A 15,135-nucleotide genomic window follows, 5' to 3' on the forward strand; every position below is an offset into this window, starting at 1 on the left:
TACAGATCCAGAAAGTGCATTTTCTCGCAGATAAAATCAACGAAATATGTCTTCATTTGTGGCATTGAATTTGCTTGTTAGCCGATAAGTTCAATTTTTTGTCACTGGGATAGCACTATGTTTAAACTCAAGCTGGATTCAGTTAAGTTTTTTAGCCCGAAGAAAATGATGTTTAGAGTCATGTTGTGGCTTATGGTGAGTTGTTCTGTCTTACTTCTTATTCCCCCTAATGTGCTGGCAGTGCTGGCGCTCGATAAATTTGTGCCAGAACATGCACAGTTTGTTGGATTAGGTCTAATCGTTTCTATCGCTTACTTTTTGAGTCAATTAATTAACTTAGGCTTAGATGAGTCTATCCGTCATTTAAGTGATAAGCGCGTTATTGAGACGATTGAAGCTAAAGTGAATCTACTTGATCCCGCTGAGCGAGCTTTAGTGAGGGAATTCTTTCTTCAAGGCGCCACGATTTTGACTCTGCCGCAAAATGAACCCGCTGTAAAAAGTTTAGTGAATGCCTGTATCTTAGAGAAGCTCGGTAACGAGCGCCATTATGCAATTCAGGGACCGACCGCTGACTATAAGATTGCCATGAAAGCGCGTATGTACCTTAACCGTGATGTGCTGCGTTTGCCAGCAGGTGAGCCGAGCCAAGAAGAAATGCAGTCGTTGATTAAGGCGCGCCCGCAATTTTTGAATGGATTAGTACAAAACAGAAAACACGCAGCATAGGCGTGTTCAGCCTCACTCGGATGAGTGCTAGCTATGTTTTAGTTAGCATTTTTAACATGCGAGACAACAAAAAATGGGGGTGATAAAACCCCCTAGATTTTGCATTTATACAAGAAACATGAAGAACAACTGGAGCAAAAACTATGGTTTCGGTGCCGACTTCACAATGAACATCCAAGTGATATAAGACACTATCCCTATTGTGCTAAAGATAACGATCATTGAAAGTAAGCCTATGGGGTTACCAAACATCAGATCTAACCAAAATGCCATGACTGAAATCCTCTTTCCTGTGAAGTCCTCGCTAAATTAGCGGTATTCGATAGCTAAAATACTGATCTCGATCAATAAAAAATCGACATAGGAATACAAAGTCATAACCCTTAGTTAACTCTGTGATCTTGGTCAAATTTAAGGGTATGCTTAACAGCGGCGAGTTCAAATAATTTAGTTTTGTTTCTTCTTCCGTTAGCGTCTAGGATTAACCTATTCAACTCGATCGATATTCAGTTAACGCGCTATTCCATTTATTCGTTCTTGTTTTTATATGAAGGCGCGATATCAGTTTTTTAAAGGAGTAAAAAATGGATTCTAAAAAAAGTCACAAGGATTCAATGGGATATAATTCTATCTTTGCGCCACTATTGTTGCTGATTTATCCCCTCTATTGTTTGGTGATCACAGGGCACTTTGTTGCCATTTTGTGTTTAAGCGCGCTCGCCGCCATTTTAATGTTCAACATCAATAAATTAATCCGTAATTTGAGACAACTTGAGCGTGCAGCACACCACTTAGGCGAGGGAGATTTGAGTTATCAATTGGAAGAGAAAGATGCGGGTGTGTTCATTAAGGTAGTACATAACATTAATCGCATGGGTGAGGATGTCAGCCGTACGATTTTGTCTTTATCTGATACCTGTGAAGGGATGAAAAAAGTCGCCTCGGATATCAAGGTTATCAGTGAACAGGCAAAGCAAGGCGTGTTAGAGCAAGAGCATCAAACTGAACTGGCAGCCAGTGCGATGACGCAGATGGTTTCAAGCGTACAAGCTGTATCGCAAAATGCGGTGAGTGCTGCGCAGGCAGCTGATATTGCCCAAAGTTCTGCTAAGCGCGGTGATCAAATCATGAATGGCATAGTCACTAAAATTGGCGCTATGTCGCAACAGATCCATGATACTCGAACCGTGATCGAGCACTTGGCCGCCGACAGCAACAATATCAGTAGTATTATTGAAACCATTTCGCAGGTGGCCGAACAAACCAATTTACTCGCTTTAAATGCTGCCATTGAAAGTGCGAGAGCGGGTGAACATGGTCGCGGTTTTGCTGTAGTCGCCGATGAAGTACGTAATCTTGCTAAACGAACATCCGAAGCCACGGTTGAGATCCAGCAGCAAATCGCCGCATTACAAAAAGGCGCACAACATGGTGTTGAAGTCATGTTGAAAAACGTGGCGATTGCCGACGAAACGGCTGATATGGTTGATCAAGCTCACAGTGCACTCGGGCAGATTGTCGCTCAGGTGGAGACCATTACCGATATGTCCCATCAAATCGCCACGGCATCGGGACAGCAACATACAGTAGCAGAGGAAATTAATAAAAATATCAGTGTGATGGCTGAGCTAGCCCTGAGTAATGCCTCCCACACCAACAACACTAACTTATCGAGTTTGAAAGTGTATAACATGTCGCAGGAAATAGGCTCCTTGCTGCATAGATTCCATGTGAATGCGGCATTTTTTAATTCGAGTCAGGCGCAAAATAAACTCTTTGTAAAATGGGGGCCTGAGTTAGACATAGGAATGCCTGAGATCAATCGTCAACATCAACGCTTAGTCTCATTGATCAATGAATTACACCGCACATTAAATGAAGAGTATGGACTTGAAGCCATCAAACGTATCGTACAAGGGTTAGTGGATTACACCGCCAATCACTTTGCCTATGAAGAGGAACTCTTTGCGCGTTTTGGTTACCCTCAAACTGACAGCCACAAGGAAAAACACGGCAAGTTAGTTGGGCAAGTACTTGATTTTCAAAAGCGGGTTGTTAGAGGTGAAGATGTTGCCGACGAATTAATGGCTTTCTTGAAAGCTTGGTTGGTAAACCATATTCAAAAAAGTGATAAAGAATATACCGCTTTTTTATTATCCCATGGCGCAGAATAACCCCAAGAGCATGATTTTTGAGCGGTTAAATGCAATTTGTATTAAAGTCGCGGCAAAAGACTTGCCATTGTCATAAGCAAAGGTATAATTCCCAGCACTTAGAGACAGACAGTTGTTTTGATTGTTTCTAAGTGCATATTTGATATGCCAGTGTGGTGAAATCGGTAGACACAGGGGATTCAAAAGTCACAGTGTTTACAGCTTAATTTTCACTAAGCTGATGATGTAAAAAGTTAATTTGTAAAAATTAACGTGCAAAATCCTTGCAAAGATTTGCAAAGTTTTTGAGATTGAAGATAATGCCAGTGTGGTGAAATTGGTAGACACACGGGATTCAAAATCCCGCGCCCTTAAAAGCGTGCCGGTTCGACTCCGGCCACTGGTACCACTTCAAAGCCGACCTTAGCGTCGGTTTTTTTGTATCTAAAATTCAGTCATGTTAGATACTTACCAACTCGCTACTTTGCTAGAGTTCATCATTCACCTTCCAGCAAAGCACCACACTGGGCATGCTTGCCTAGGTCAAATCTTTGATGGTGGTTGTTTTTCCATTTTCCATCACCGACTTAATCCCGTTATCTCTTGCAGCTGTGCTCGAATACATTTGGCTGGTGCCTATGATTTGATGGTTGGCTGCTTTGAGGTTGAAATACGGCTTCTCGTTTTTAGCCACTTCTTTGGCATATCGGGCTTCGATTGGGGAGTTGGTTTGCACGGATTCAATACCGTTCAACGCACCACTCTTACCTGTGTAAAGCTCGCTGGAGAGAATGACTTCTCCATTTCCCGCCTTTAATACAAACTTAAATTGCTCATTACTGCTTTTACTTAATTCATACCATCCTGACATGGGGTTGCTCCTTATTCTTTAAGACCGTGCATAGCGCAAGCAAGGAAGACATTTCCTGCTTGAGCATCAGTGTAGTCGACTTTAGCGTGTTTAATAGATGACTTTTGCGGCGGTTTTGAGTGTTTTGAGTGTTTTGAGGGTTAATCTGGCGACACAATGACATTAAAAACGTCTAACTCTTGCCAGTAGCACAGGAAGTTTTGCTCCCATATCGGGTAAAACTCTACTGCCGCTTCAATGACGAGTAGGCCACTGATGCTCTGAAATACGCCGCTGCTAAAGTCAAAGTCCAGTTCTTTAACCAACTCCCATTGCCCCATTTGGCCGACATAGCAAAAGTCGGTGATGTAGCATAACTGCCATTGTTCGGCGTGTTTCTCTAGCCTTATCTCCACAGGATGAAAGCCACCCCGTTGTGGGCTGTAATCTGGATCACGAAAGTTAATCGTCACGGCATTGTCGGCTTGGTTACTGATAAATGGGGTTAATGCCAATAGCAGTCTGTCAGAGACAGGCAAGGCCAACTCTTGATTAATGGTATTCATTGTGTGTCCTTAGTTGGTGTTAGAACAAATCGCTGTGGGTTTCGCGAAGGCTGGTAAAGCGGTTAAGGCCAATAATCACATGGTCGAGGACATTGATATCCAGCACTTTGGCGCACTCAATGACTTTACGGGTGAATTGAATATCGCTAGTGCTTGGTGTTGGATCGCCTGAAGGGTGGTTATGAACAAGGATAACGCTGGGCATATTGAGAATAACGGCCGTGCGTAACACTTCGACGGGTCGCATACTGATGCCATTCACTGAACCTGTCGCCACGACTTCCACGCAATTAATGGTGTGCTGGGTTGTCAGGTTTGCCACGATAAACATTTCTTTGGTTTCATGCTTAAGGTAGTCAAATACCTGCGCGGTATCTTCAGGCCGTGTGATGGCTTGCTCGGCCAAGGCGCACTGGGTTTCTTTGAACTGATATTTGACATTGATTTCTCGGATAATCGCCATGGTCTATCCCTATTGGTGCTAAAGACTTCAGGAGAGAAGAGACTTCCTTCTGCTCCTGATAGTGTGTGCATTACTTGGTGGTTTTGGCTGAGGTATCGCTTTTAGCCTCACTCTTTGGTTCTTTACTGGCCTCAGCACTAGCCTTAGCCTTCTTGGTCGGGAACTTGGCGGCCTTGAGGATGAACTCATCTAGCTCACCTTTCTCTACGGCATCGATAATCAGCTTGATGGTGTCAGGTAGCAGGGCTTTATCACCGACATCAATGGCGGGTTTATCCTTTACCAGCTCGATAGGCTTAATCCCGATACGGACTTCGAAGTAATAGTGACCTTCACTGTCGTAGTACCATGGGCGCACTGTGATACGGCGGCGCACCTTCTTACGCTCTCCTGTCTCTGGGTCTTTCACACTTTTCTCGCGGTAGGCTTCAAACTCGCTGCCTTGGATAAAGCATTCGGCCATGTCCAATTGCTGCTTCAGCTTGTCAACCAAGCGGGTTCTTTTGCCGATGATAGGCGGCTTAACGGCGATTTCAGGGCGAGCGATAACCTTGAGCGAACTCAATAATGTTGTCATGGGGTGTTCCTTTTCGTGGTTTAGTGGGTTGTATTGCTGGGGTTAGTTGATAAAGCCAATGCGGCGCGTGGCTTGTTTACGGTTGTTTTCTTGGGTTAACAGAGCAATCGCGGTGGCTCTGTGGTTGTGGTTAGGTTGAAATAACATACGCCTTGCTACGATAGCGAAGTCGCCGGGCGTTAATTGTTGTAGTGCGTGAAGTTGGTCAACCTCTATTACTGTGAGTTTGTTAATCCCTAGCACCTGTCGATACAAGGTCTGGCGCTGGCTTTCAGTCAGATAGTCACAGGTCAGTTTAAAGTCAAAGCGGCGCATCACTGCGCTATCGATTGCGCTGAGTGCATTAGTTGCTGCAAACACGGGCATTGTGTTGCATTCAAGCTGTGACAGCAGTTCGTTGATGAGCTGCACTTCATACTGCGCTTGAGCGCTCTCACGCTGACTGAGCAAGCTATCGACTTCATCAAAGAGCATCAGCTTCTTTGTTCTGTGCGCTTCTCTAAACAGCGCTGCAATGTTCTGCTCGCTCTCACCGACATACTTGCTCAGTACATCAGAGCACTTGATGTGCATGATATCCATGCCGTGGGTTTCAGCTAAGTGATGTACCCAGCCTGTTTTACCTGTACCTGGGGGGCCATTGAGTAGCACCCTAACAGGGAGGCTGTTGGCTATCGCGGTATCGATATCACTGATAATGGACTGTGTATCTTGTCCGTCGATGGCGTTAAGGTTTAAGCAACTCGGGTCAAAGCTTAGCTGGCCTTGATATTTAGCCGCTGGCGGCTCTTCACCACAGGCTTCAAGGGTGGCATCAATAACATCCAATACCACGATTTCAGCCTCATCCCCCGTTAAGGCTAAGGTACTCGCCACATGGGCGGCGTTCGCAATATATGCCGGAGCGGCATTAGATTTACTGGCTAACACCAAGCGAAATGCATCCGACACCTTAAGTGATTTCAGCATGGTTTTACTCATGGCAAAGCTAAAGGCTTCATCGGGTACAGGGATTTCCATTACTAACTTAAAGCGGCGTATGTAGCTTGGTTCAAGTTGCGATACATGGTTGGTAATCCAAATAGCAGGTACAGGATTGGTTTCCAGTAAGCGCATTAAGCCTTCTTTGGAGTAATGCTCATCGGCATGCTTAAACACGCTTTCGCATTCATCAACCAATAACAGGCTTTCATCTGAGCCATCGAGCAAGCTTTGCAGTAGATTAAGGTAGGTTAAGCGTTGGCTAGTGGGTTCTTTACTCAAGAACTCATCAGTCACTTTACCATCCTCAAACTGCACACTTTGCACCTCCACTAAGCTGCGCCGCAGTGCCTTTGCTAAGGTGCGGGATAGTTCGGTTTTACCTGTTCCCGCAGCCCCATAGAGTAAAATGTTAACGCCTTTCAGCCGCTGAGCCATGGCAGCTCTTAGATAGCGATACACTAAATCGGCATTCACATGCTCAAATTGCTTAAGCTTGAACTGTGCTGTGGGGCTGTGCTTGATAATCGGCGCGAGCATGGCTTCACGGCGAGTGAGCTTTTCAGTCACCAGCAATACCCTAAACGGCTCAGGTATTCTCAACAAATGCGGTAGGAGTAATGCTGCTCCCTCAATAAAGCGATTACGGGCTAAAGGTTCTAGCTGCCCATGAATATCATCACTGCTGAGTCCTGTTTCTTGCTCTAACCAATGAATGAGGATATCCGCATCATGGTCAGCTAACAGATTAAGCAACTCTTTGAGCCCTGCATTGGCATTGAGCACGATGATGAGCACCATCATGGGTTTCATCGCGGCATCAAGCTTAAACAGTTCACACAGAAACCGCGCATTGTGCTGCACCGTTTCTGCCATGACAGGGTAATTATCCTTAAGCGGAAACAGCGCGAGGGTGCTGTCGATATCATGGTTAATGCCATGTTGTAGCTTGATACCCACGAGCGAGTTAATCGCATAGGACGGCATATACTCAAAGCCATAATTGACGGCTGACAGTAATAAGTCTTCGGCGATTTGAGTTGCAAGGTAATAACAATGCTTAGCGTGTTTAGCGATGGGTTTGACGTTTATCATCGATTGCCGCGCCCCCGTTTAGTGGGTTTATCCGGCGGGATGTAATCCAGCATCGCAGCGGCTTGCTTCATAAACGCATGGTCACGTTTATCGTAAATGGTGGTAGTACTGATATCGGCGTGTCCTGCCATTTGGCGCACGGTATTGATATCCACGTTCTGTTCAAGCAAGCGAGTAATAAAGGTTCGGCGTAAATCATGGGGTGATACGTTATCTACCCCTAGCTCATACAAGGTATCTTTAACTAACCGATATAAAGCCGTTGGGGTGGTTGGCTCGGTAAGTTTAAGCTTGCCAGTTAGCGTCGATTTGCACACTAAATACCCCTGCTGGCGCTGACGTAACTTAAGCCATGCCAGAAGATTTTGCTCTACCCACTCAGGCAAGAACAAGGTGCGACTCTTGTTACCTTTACCCGCAGCCACTGTCAGGGTATGCAAGTTGGCATCATAGTCGTGCAGCATCAACGCCGATAACTCACTGCGGCGCAATCCAGTACCCAAGAACAGGCTGAATATCACCAGATTACGGGTAGCGAAGGTGCCTTTTTGCGTTTTACAGTAATCCAATACTGCGGTCACTTGCTCTGTGCTTAACGGCGTACCTTGATGCTCACCGTGCTTCACTTGATTAATGGTCTGCAAGTTTGCGACCTGCGATAAATCGGCTTTGTTCATCAAGGCCGCCACTTTGACGATATTCTTAATCGCTATCATGGCGCGGTTGATGGAACGCGCTGACCACTGCGCATGAGTCATCACTGCGCGTATTTGCAGCGCTTGTTGATAGTCTATCTGACATAGCTTGTCATCGAGACCGTCTTCTTGCCACTGCATGAGTCGCGCAATACTGCGCATTTGTGAGCTGATAGAGCGCTGACTATTAATAGACAGGCGGCTCAAATACAGCGCATAAGGGGTCGCTGTAGTCATAGAGAACTCCAGTAAGTGTATTAAGTTGAATTGTGTTTAGAGGGTTGAACGAGAAGGGAAAAGTGATACTAGAAACACGTTCATAATATCACTTTTAAGCCTAAATTTCAGCCACTGTTTTTGACACGGTTAGCGAGGCTCAGCCTTGGAGGGCAATATTATGCAGTCTTGTAATATCTGTAGCACCTCATCTTGCATCGACTTAAACGCTTTGCGATTGATAAACATCGCGTGGCGCTGAAGCATGTCAATTCGCGCCTTAAAGGCGGCTTTATCAAGCTTCTTTTTGAAGTACACCATCAGTCCATCTCTAAGTGCTAATTTGCGCTCTGCCTCATCTAAGTTGCCGAGTATGTCAGGGCGATAGATTTCGACAGACTTAAACAGGAGACTCATCTTGTGCAGGTTTTGTAGTAACAGAGCGCCACCTGACTGTTGAGTACGGTAAACATTTTCGAAACGTGTTACCGCTAACGGATTACCATCTTCATTAATGAGCATAGGAAGCCGATCCTTTGCCTTTTTAGAACTCATCTCTAATAACTTCTCAGGTTTGCTGTAAACGGTGATATGGCTTTTTTTCTGCTGGCAAATATACATTGTTTGGACAAAGCGCATGTTCTTGAGCGCATGATCTTTGTGGTTACTAAAATGCTTGACCTTTGGCTTATCGACAATCACCAATGGCGTAGGAATGCACAATAAGTCAATGGCAACATCGCAACGTGTGACGTTTGCCTTTTTCATGCATTTTTCGTAGTTATTAATACACTTCGAGCGCTTAATCAAACGGAAGAATGCTTTTATCTGTTCAGGCGTAAACCGCGCAGGAATAAACTCAATTCTTAGCTTGTTGTGCTTGGTTGTACGATCTTTAGCGTAATCACCAAAGAACATGCGTATCTGCGCTGTCTTATCAGTCTTTAATGAGAATGTCAGTACATCTCTATAGAATTGGCCTTTCTGGCGCTTGGGCTTTGTCTTAGAGCACTTAAATTGGCTATTTTCAAAGATAGACGGAGATTGACTGTATAAATCATCAATCTCATCTTTAGCCACATCCACAGTAATATGCAGCTTATCGATGATGGGATAACACGCCCATGCCTGTGGGTTGGCTAATTGAGATTCAAGCAAACGGCCCTGAAGATGCAGACCTTTAATGCTATCAGTGACAGCACCTACAGTGGCACGTTGCAATGCGTATTTGAGCGCTTTAGTGTCCATCACGTTTAGCGCTGTATGCTCGGCTAGACGCTGATGTATAGCCTTAGATACAAACTTGTTATGACTAACACGATACTGAATGACAGCTTCTAAATAGTTATCTATTGTAATGTGAATATCATTGTTACTGTTATCTAAGTACTTATAAATATTAAACATAGTACTATTAATAGTTGGTGTAGATAATTCGTTTTTCATAATAATTCTCTCTGTAAACGGTATTAGATGCAGGGGAGGTCATCCTCCCCATCAGGAGCTCGATTAATCGACGATTTTGACGATTAACTGCCATTTTTCAGATGGACGTCCGGTCTTCTTGTTATCATTTACAGATTTAATAACCCCTTCATCGACGAGTATTTGAAGCGCCGCTTTTGCTTTATCATTTTCCTTGTTTATACCAGCCCAATTGCGTTGGGTGATATCACGAGTGGTGAAGCACTTATTTTTATCTAACAGTGATTTGATGTTCTCTAAAATCTTGAGCGCATTTTCTTTCTTAGCGCTTTTGGATCCCCACAGCTTTTTCAGGTGTTTAAAGTAGTATTGCGTCCATTTACTCGCCATTTTAAGGTCAGTGCTTTTGAGTGTTTTGAGTGTAAAAATTGACGAAGGGTCCTTTTCAAACGTACGAAGCACAGCAATAACCAATGCAATACTCAGCATCATGTCGGGGTATTTCGAGAGTTTATTCTTTACATGTGGTGATATTTTCTCTGACTTTTGTAAGTTACTGAGTTTCGTTTTATAGCTTTCAAACCGTTTTTTAGCATCATCGTTTATTGTCACTTTGATAGGTGCTTTTGAGCTTTTATAAAGCAACTTTACAAGTGCCATTAACGCCCCTATTGATTGTTCATCTACGTACTCAAGGCTGGTCGAGTGCTCCAACACATAATTGGCATTTGGAAATGTGACTAGTTGAAAGCGATCTAAATAACCATCATCGACAATTTTTTCTGCTGCAATCTTACCTACCAGTTTGTAAATTACACTTGGTTGAGTTGTACCCATCAACGAAATAATTGGGGGTTTAACCGTTTGTATTGATTTGTGAGCCGTGACATTGGTGTAGCTATTTTTTCCATCCATTGCTTCAATTAAATAGCGTCTGAAGCCACTATTTTTTGAGGAATAGACTTCTTCTAAAAAGGGAGCAAGCTCATCCTTATAAATCAACACAGGTTCAGACTGGGCTTCAGCAATTTGCAGTAACCCTTTCAGTGTAGGGTCTTGCACCACTAGCATTTTGGGTGCCTTCTTTTGTGGAATTTCTTGATACTTTTCCAGAGCATCATCAAGCTGCTTTTCGATGTCTTTGTATTCATCAGAGGTCGATGAGTAATCTACGAGCTCAACAGAAAGAGACCTTGCCTTCTTCTCGTATGCAAGATTTTTAAGCTTCTGTTTTGAAAGCTGTTTAGCATCATCTTTCGCATTTTTCATTTGCGATTTTGCATAAGCCTTTTCAAGATTAGTGAATGGCTCCGTGACCAAGCGGACGGGTGCAGATTTACGGCTTCCGGGTTCAGCGATAATCATGCCTGACAAGTTCGGAGTAATAATATATGCGGTATTGTTCTTATCTGGTTGAATGCGAAAACGGTTAGCAATAGCAAGGCTCAGCGTTGTTAGTAAGGCGGTGACCGCGAAATCGGGAACCGACTCTGTTTTTGCGGCAATGGTACACACCATTTTTAATGCCATCCGTGGTAATAGCCCGTCAAATGCAAGTGGCTGAGTGGGATCGTTTACACGTCCAGTAAAGGCTGAAATAGAGTACTCCGGCGTTTTAGCGTCTGCTTGCAGTGCCGTGGTTTCCTTTGAGTTCTGAAGAGGTTCTGTGGACATCTCCTTTGTTGTTGGTTGGTTTACTACATCCTTAGTCGTTTTTGTAGTAGGAAAAGCTTTTTTAGCCTTTTTGATAGGTTTGGTCGTCACTTTTTTCTTAGCATAAGTAGTTTGGGTTTTGGTTGTATTGAGTGTTGGTTTTGACATGGTTTAGTCTCCTTTTTGATGAAAGAAGGAGTGTGACTGATCATAAACAACAGTATTAATGATAAAAAAATTCATTTTACCTGCAATTTTGTTTATCAAGGAAATGGGGAAGAGGGATTTTGAACTGATTGTATCTATATGTTTATATTTGTTTTTTGTCTGGTTTATTGTTTTTGTATTTTGTGTGTTTTTATGTCAAGAAAAAAATTAATTTTTTTGTTTTACGCTAAATAGGTATATTCGCCACAAATAGGATACTTTTTGTGTATTCTACTTTCGCTAGTATGTGTGCATTTCAAAAATAGAATACGTTTTATGTGTCCTATACTTAAAAGTTAATGCAAGGATAATAAGTGTGATAAGAAAAGTTGGAACCAAACGTAATCCGGTTGTATTGACCCCAGAGATATCAACTTCGAACAAATCATTATACGAGTCCCGAGTTAAACTTATTGAGTATACTTCAGTGAAGTATCTATCAAATGAGCAGACTCTTCGTTCTTTAAACCTCTATAGTGAAGGCGGGAAGTTCTTGATGAATGTGATTACAAATCCCCATTTTAACTTTGCAGAAACTAGGATCGTTCTCTTTTTATATGATTATCTGAAGGGGTACACGGGAGGGTTCTTTACAGTTTCAGAAAGAAGAAAAACTATAGGGAACTTCCCTACATTAGGAAGTAAAGACAGTTTTTATAGTTGTTTTTACCACCGACAAACCACGACGGAGGAACATTCTAAAGATGACATTATATCTCTGCCAGATGTTCTGTTTGAACATCTCAATATCGTTCTTTCACCGCCTCGCTTAACCGGTATTATCAGAAAACTGCACAGTTTTTCATACATAACGGTCACGGATGTTAACTTTCATAATACGATCTTTGGTCTTGCCACTTTGCGTGAGTATGTTAAGTCTGAACTTGAATCTGTTGAGTATTGCCGAAGCTTGACCAGCGGGCGTTCAAATTTAAAGCACATAAGGATATCTGAATATATGGATAAAGTTGATATTTCCAATAAATGGATATGGGATAAATCAGGTATTCAAGAGAGTGGAAGTGGCTCAAATGAAGAATGCCCGTAGCGTGATCCATTTTATTCATTATGTTACAAGTTGAATAAATGACTTAAGGTGATCATAGCCCCCTAGAACGAACTTTAGAACTGTGAAAGGTCGGCACAAACTGCTGCATTAATACGTCTTAAAAGGCTTATTTTAGAAGCGTAAATGTGATCTTTAGACACTTTCAATGCTTGCCGTCATAGTTACAAATGATTAATGTGTAAGAGTATTTTATATAGTACCCGTTATAATAAAGTCGTAAATCATTAAAAATGGAGTTTGCATGTTACCAACCTTTTGGAAGTTATCTCAGGGAACTGAATATTTTTCTCTTATCGATATATCATCGTCAATAGAACATAGACTGGTATATGTTCATATTAATACAGCCGCGAAGGGACAATCCTCGACAACACAAGGTGAGCATTTCATTAACGCTGATGTTGGTGACTACTTTTATCTTACTCACGGAAATAATGGTATTTGCTTACTTGGTCAGTTCACTGGACCTGTAAACTTTTTTTCATCTAAAGGTGATGGTTGGGCAGATAGACCATTCAGGCTCATCAGGCTAGCGATAAGTAATGTGGGCTATGAAGGACCTAATAAGTGGTGGGCACCAAATCATCGTTCTACCTTCATTCAAGTGCCTGAAGATGAAATTGCAGAGTTTGAAGAACATATTTTAGAGCCGTTTTTTGGTATCAACCTTGAAGAATATGGTCTCTCGTATTAATCGATAAATTCTATCAGTTAGGCAAGTATGTAAGCATTCTGCCGTACATTATGTACGGCAGAATGCTTAATTAAAGAGCTGTACTGGTACAATTCAGGGAGTAATCGATGGCTCTAACACAGATGCAAATCATCCAGTCTCTAGGCGAAGCTATGTCTTGGTTTGAGCGTGAGTTACAGTGGGGTGTAGAGCCAACTGAACTTCGTCACTTGATTGGACGCATTGGTGAGCTATATGCAGCACTTATCTCTAATGGTCAGATGGCCACAGAGGTAAATCAAAAGGGTTATGATGTTGTTAGTGAAAAAGGGGAAAGGATCTCTGTAAAAACAACGGCAATGATGGGACTTGGTGGTCACATTTCATTTAATTCAAAAACTCTCAGCTTAGTAGACAGAGTCATAATTCTCCGTGTTAACACTGAAGAAATGCAAATTGAATTACTGTTAGACGTCAGTGTGACTGAGGCTTTACGGTTAATGAGTGTTAATGGCACAGGGAAAAATACTATTTCTTTATCTAAGTTGATAGACCGCCCTAAGCGGTCGACTGAGTTAAAGCATATTAAGACAGCTTCATACGGTAGTCGTGTAATTAAAGAACTTGAGAACGGTACTATTGAAGTTTATGTCGACGAAAAGCTGATGCCTATAGCAAAACCAGAATTGAGAAAACTGGCTGCTGAGCTAAATCTAAGTATTTTCAATGTGAATGGCAATCCATATAACACTCGACAACTTGGTGCTGTTGTTATGAATGCACTAGGTGCTATAAACGATTAAAACATCCCCTTTTGTGAATGAGATATGATTACTCAAGATAGAATAAAAATTTTATACGATAAATACCTAGAGTTGATTGCTCTTGAAACCCGTGAGTTCGGAGTTAAACCTACAGAGGTTAGGCATTTAATAGGTAGACTTGGTGAGTTTTTTTGTGCTTTAGAAACTAACGGTACATTAGCCCATACCGCAAATCAGCATGGGTTTGATGTGCTCTCGTCATCGGGTCGTAGGATTAGTGTTAAGACTACTGCCCAGAAGACTGGTTTTGTTCCCATATCAGCTTCAACGATAGATAGAGCTGATGATGTAATGATTCTTCAATTCATAGATGGTGCCCTAAATATTGTTTACTACGGTGTAATATTGAAAGCAGTTGAAGCTGCTAGATTCTACGAAAGTGTAGGTAAGTATGAACTTGATATTTCAAAGGCAAGGAAGTTAATATAATCACTTGGTTGCATTTTTATCTCATGTTTCCATACCATCGACATGCAGCTTCGTAGAGTGATATTTAAAATATCGGTGAAAGATAAAAAAGCGAGCTAAGCAAGTGAAATATTTGCTTAGTCTATTCGCTTTAATGGCATATTAACCTTTTATCCGAAATTGGTTGGAATATAGCATTTGGGAAAATTCCTATTTTTAGTGCTACAAGGTAACTTATGAAGTACAAGGTGATTTTGGTATTTATTCTTTTTCTACCTATAACAGCTTTAGCTCAAAATCTTGAAAGAGAAGCATACGATCAGGTTGTGGCGAATGCGAAAAAATGTTCTGAAGGGGTAATCTCAGGGCAACAGAGAATTAATTGTTGGGTAAAAGCTGCTCCTGAAAAATGTGAGAATATAGTGTTAGATATGTTTCACGACAGAATGAACAGACTAAAGCACAGAAAGAAGCTGTACTCTTGTGTTGCAACTTGCGTTGATGCTGGTTTTTTATCTAGAAAATTTGGTCAGTGCTCTACTAGTTTATAG

General features: G+C 42.3%; 15 protein-coding genes, 1 tRNA gene and 1 pseudogene. 8 read left to right on the forward strand and 9 right to left on the reverse strand.

Annotation, left to right across the window (positions count from 1 at the left end; translation table 11 throughout):
• Window positions 1-117 precede the first annotated feature (117 nt).
• Window positions 118-729 (forward strand): superinfection exclusion B family protein, encoded by a 612-nt coding sequence (locus HGO26_RS16975; protein ID WP_105251480.1) that lies wholly within the window; start codon window positions 118-120, stop codon window positions 727-729.
• A 141-nt stretch (window positions 730-870) separates the two neighbouring features.
• On the opposite strand, the gene HGO26_RS16980 is transcribed toward HGO26_RS16975, so the two are convergent.
• Window positions 871-1,002 carry a DUF3149 domain-containing protein gene (locus HGO26_RS16980; protein ID WP_105251481.1) on the reverse strand — a complete coding sequence of 44 codons (132 nt, stop codon included), beginning with the start codon at window positions 1,000-1,002 and terminating at the stop codon, window positions 871-873.
• A 311-nt stretch (window positions 1,003-1,313) separates the two neighbouring features.
• On the opposite strand from HGO26_RS16980, the gene HGO26_RS16985 reads away from it, so the two are divergent.
• Window positions 1,314-2,903, forward strand: coding sequence for a bacteriohemerythrin (locus HGO26_RS16985; RefSeq protein ID WP_105251482.1), 1,590 nt, complete (start codon window positions 1,314-1,316; stop codon window positions 2,901-2,903).
• A gap of 301 nt (window positions 2,904-3,204) precedes the next feature.
• Window positions 3,205-3,291 (forward strand) — tRNA-Leu (locus tag HGO26_RS16990).
• Between the two features lie 129 nt (window positions 3,292-3,420).
• On the opposite strand, the gene HGO26_RS16995 is transcribed toward HGO26_RS16990, so the two are convergent.
• The 8 genes and pseudogenes from HGO26_RS16995 to HGO26_RS17030 form a co-directional block, all read right to left on the reverse strand.
• A complete protein-coding gene (locus HGO26_RS16995; protein ID WP_168826669.1) occupies window positions 3,421-3,753 on the reverse strand; it encodes a YegP family protein in 333 nt (110 codons plus the stop codon).
• 140 nt (window positions 3,754-3,893) lie between these two features.
• Window positions 3,894-4,298, reverse strand: coding sequence for a DUF2787 family protein (locus tag HGO26_RS17000; RefSeq protein WP_168826671.1), 405 nt, complete (start codon window positions 4,296-4,298; stop codon window positions 3,894-3,896).
• Window positions 4,299-4,317: 19 nt separating this feature from the next.
• Window positions 4,318-4,761 carry a JAB domain-containing protein gene (locus tag HGO26_RS17005; protein WP_115335485.1) on the reverse strand — a complete coding sequence of 148 codons (444 nt, stop codon included), beginning with the start codon at window positions 4,759-4,761 and terminating at the stop codon, window positions 4,318-4,320.
• Between the two features lie 70 nt (window positions 4,762-4,831).
• A pseudogene (locus HGO26_RS17010) lies at window positions 4,832-5,362 on the reverse strand (hypothetical protein); the annotation flags it as partial.
• Between the two features lie 18 nt (window positions 5,363-5,380).
• On the reverse strand, window positions 5,381-7,414 hold the full coding sequence (locus HGO26_RS17015; RefSeq protein WP_168826675.1) for an AAA family ATPase: 2,034 nt from the start codon (window positions 7,412-7,414) through the stop codon (window positions 5,381-5,383).
• Entirely contained in the window at window positions 7,411-8,346 is a 936-nt protein-coding gene (locus HGO26_RS17020; RefSeq protein ID WP_168826677.1) for a tyrosine-type recombinase/integrase, read from the reverse strand. Before HGO26_RS17020 ends, HGO26_RS17015 begins: the two co-directional genes overlap by 4 nt.
• 129 nt (window positions 8,347-8,475) lie before the next feature.
• On the reverse strand, window positions 8,476-9,771 hold the full coding sequence (locus HGO26_RS17025) for a hypothetical protein (RefSeq protein WP_168826679.1): 1,296 nt from the start codon (window positions 9,769-9,771) through the stop codon (window positions 8,476-8,478).
• A 63-nt stretch (window positions 9,772-9,834) separates the two neighbouring features.
• Window positions 9,835-11,571, reverse strand: a complete 1,737-nt coding sequence (locus tag HGO26_RS17030) for a DUF3987 domain-containing protein (RefSeq protein WP_168826681.1) — start codon at window positions 11,569-11,571, stop codon at window positions 9,835-9,837.
• Window positions 11,572-12,106: 535 nt separating this feature from the next.
• Here HGO26_RS17030 and HGO26_RS17035 point away from each other — a divergent pair.
• The 5 genes from HGO26_RS17035 (at window position 12,107) to HGO26_RS17055 (ending at window position 15,135) form a co-directional block, all read left to right on the forward strand.
• Complete coding sequence (locus HGO26_RS17035; RefSeq protein WP_168826683.1) at window positions 12,107-12,658, forward strand: hypothetical protein; 552 nt, start codon at window positions 12,107-12,109, stop codon at window positions 12,656-12,658.
• A gap of 262 nt (window positions 12,659-12,920) precedes the next feature.
• Complete coding sequence (locus HGO26_RS17040) at window positions 12,921-13,373, forward strand: hypothetical protein (RefSeq protein WP_168826685.1); 453 nt, start codon at window positions 12,921-12,923, stop codon at window positions 13,371-13,373.
• 107 nt (window positions 13,374-13,480) lie between these two features.
• Complete coding sequence (locus HGO26_RS17045; RefSeq protein ID WP_168826687.1) at window positions 13,481-14,155, forward strand: DUF6998 domain-containing protein; 675 nt, start codon at window positions 13,481-13,483, stop codon at window positions 14,153-14,155.
• Between the two features lie 24 nt (window positions 14,156-14,179).
• Window positions 14,180-14,605, forward strand: coding sequence for a DUF6998 domain-containing protein (locus HGO26_RS17050; RefSeq protein ID WP_168826689.1), 426 nt, complete (start codon window positions 14,180-14,182; stop codon window positions 14,603-14,605).
• A 215-nt stretch (window positions 14,606-14,820) separates the two neighbouring features.
• Entirely contained in the window at window positions 14,821-15,135 is a 315-nt protein-coding gene (locus tag HGO26_RS17055; protein WP_168826691.1) for a hypothetical protein, read from the forward strand.

Source organism: Shewanella oncorhynchi (assembly GCF_012584455.1).
GTDB lineage: Bacteria > Pseudomonadota > Gammaproteobacteria > Enterobacterales > Shewanellaceae > Shewanella > Shewanella oncorhynchi.

Coding starts and splice junctions, on each gene's coding strand:
- HGO26_RS16975 (WP_105251480.1), top strand. CDS start 118: ATGTTTAAACTCAAGCTGGATTCAGTTAAGTTTTTTAGCCCGAAGAAA.
- HGO26_RS16980 (WP_105251481.1), bottom strand. CDS start 1,002: ATGGCATTTTGGTTAGATCTGATGTTTGGTAACCCCATAGGCTTACTT.
- HGO26_RS16985 (WP_105251482.1), top strand. CDS start 1,314: ATGGATTCTAAAAAAAGTCACAAGGATTCAATGGGATATAATTCTATC.
- HGO26_RS16995 (WP_168826669.1), bottom strand. CDS start 3,753: ATGTCAGGATGGTATGAATTAAGTAAAAGCAGTAATGAGCAATTTAAG.
- HGO26_RS17000 (WP_168826671.1), bottom strand. CDS start 4,298: ATGAATACCATTAATCAAGAGTTGGCCTTGCCTGTCTCTGACAGACTG.
- HGO26_RS17005 (WP_115335485.1), bottom strand. CDS start 4,761: ATGGCGATTATCCGAGAAATCAATGTCAAATATCAGTTCAAAGAAACC.
- HGO26_RS17015 (WP_168826675.1), bottom strand. CDS start 7,414: ATGATAAACGTCAAACCCATCGCTAAACACGCTAAGCATTGTTATTAC.
- HGO26_RS17020 (WP_168826677.1), bottom strand. CDS start 8,346: ATGACTACAGCGACCCCTTATGCGCTGTATTTGAGCCGCCTGTCTATT.
- HGO26_RS17025 (WP_168826679.1), bottom strand. CDS start 9,771: ATGAAAAACGAATTATCTACACCAACTATTAATAGTACTATGTTTAAT.
- HGO26_RS17030 (WP_168826681.1), bottom strand. CDS start 11,571: ATGTCAAAACCAACACTCAATACAACCAAAACCCAAACTACTTATGCT.
- HGO26_RS17035 (WP_168826683.1), top strand. CDS start 12,107: ATGAATGTGATTACAAATCCCCATTTTAACTTTGCAGAAACTAGGATC.
- HGO26_RS17040 (WP_168826685.1), top strand. CDS start 12,921: ATGTTACCAACCTTTTGGAAGTTATCTCAGGGAACTGAATATTTTTCT.
- HGO26_RS17045 (WP_168826687.1), top strand. CDS start 13,481: ATGGCTCTAACACAGATGCAAATCATCCAGTCTCTAGGCGAAGCTATG.
- HGO26_RS17050 (WP_168826689.1), top strand. CDS start 14,180: ATGATTACTCAAGATAGAATAAAAATTTTATACGATAAATACCTAGAG.
- HGO26_RS17055 (WP_168826691.1), top strand. CDS start 14,821: ATGAAGTACAAGGTGATTTTGGTATTTATTCTTTTTCTACCTATAACA.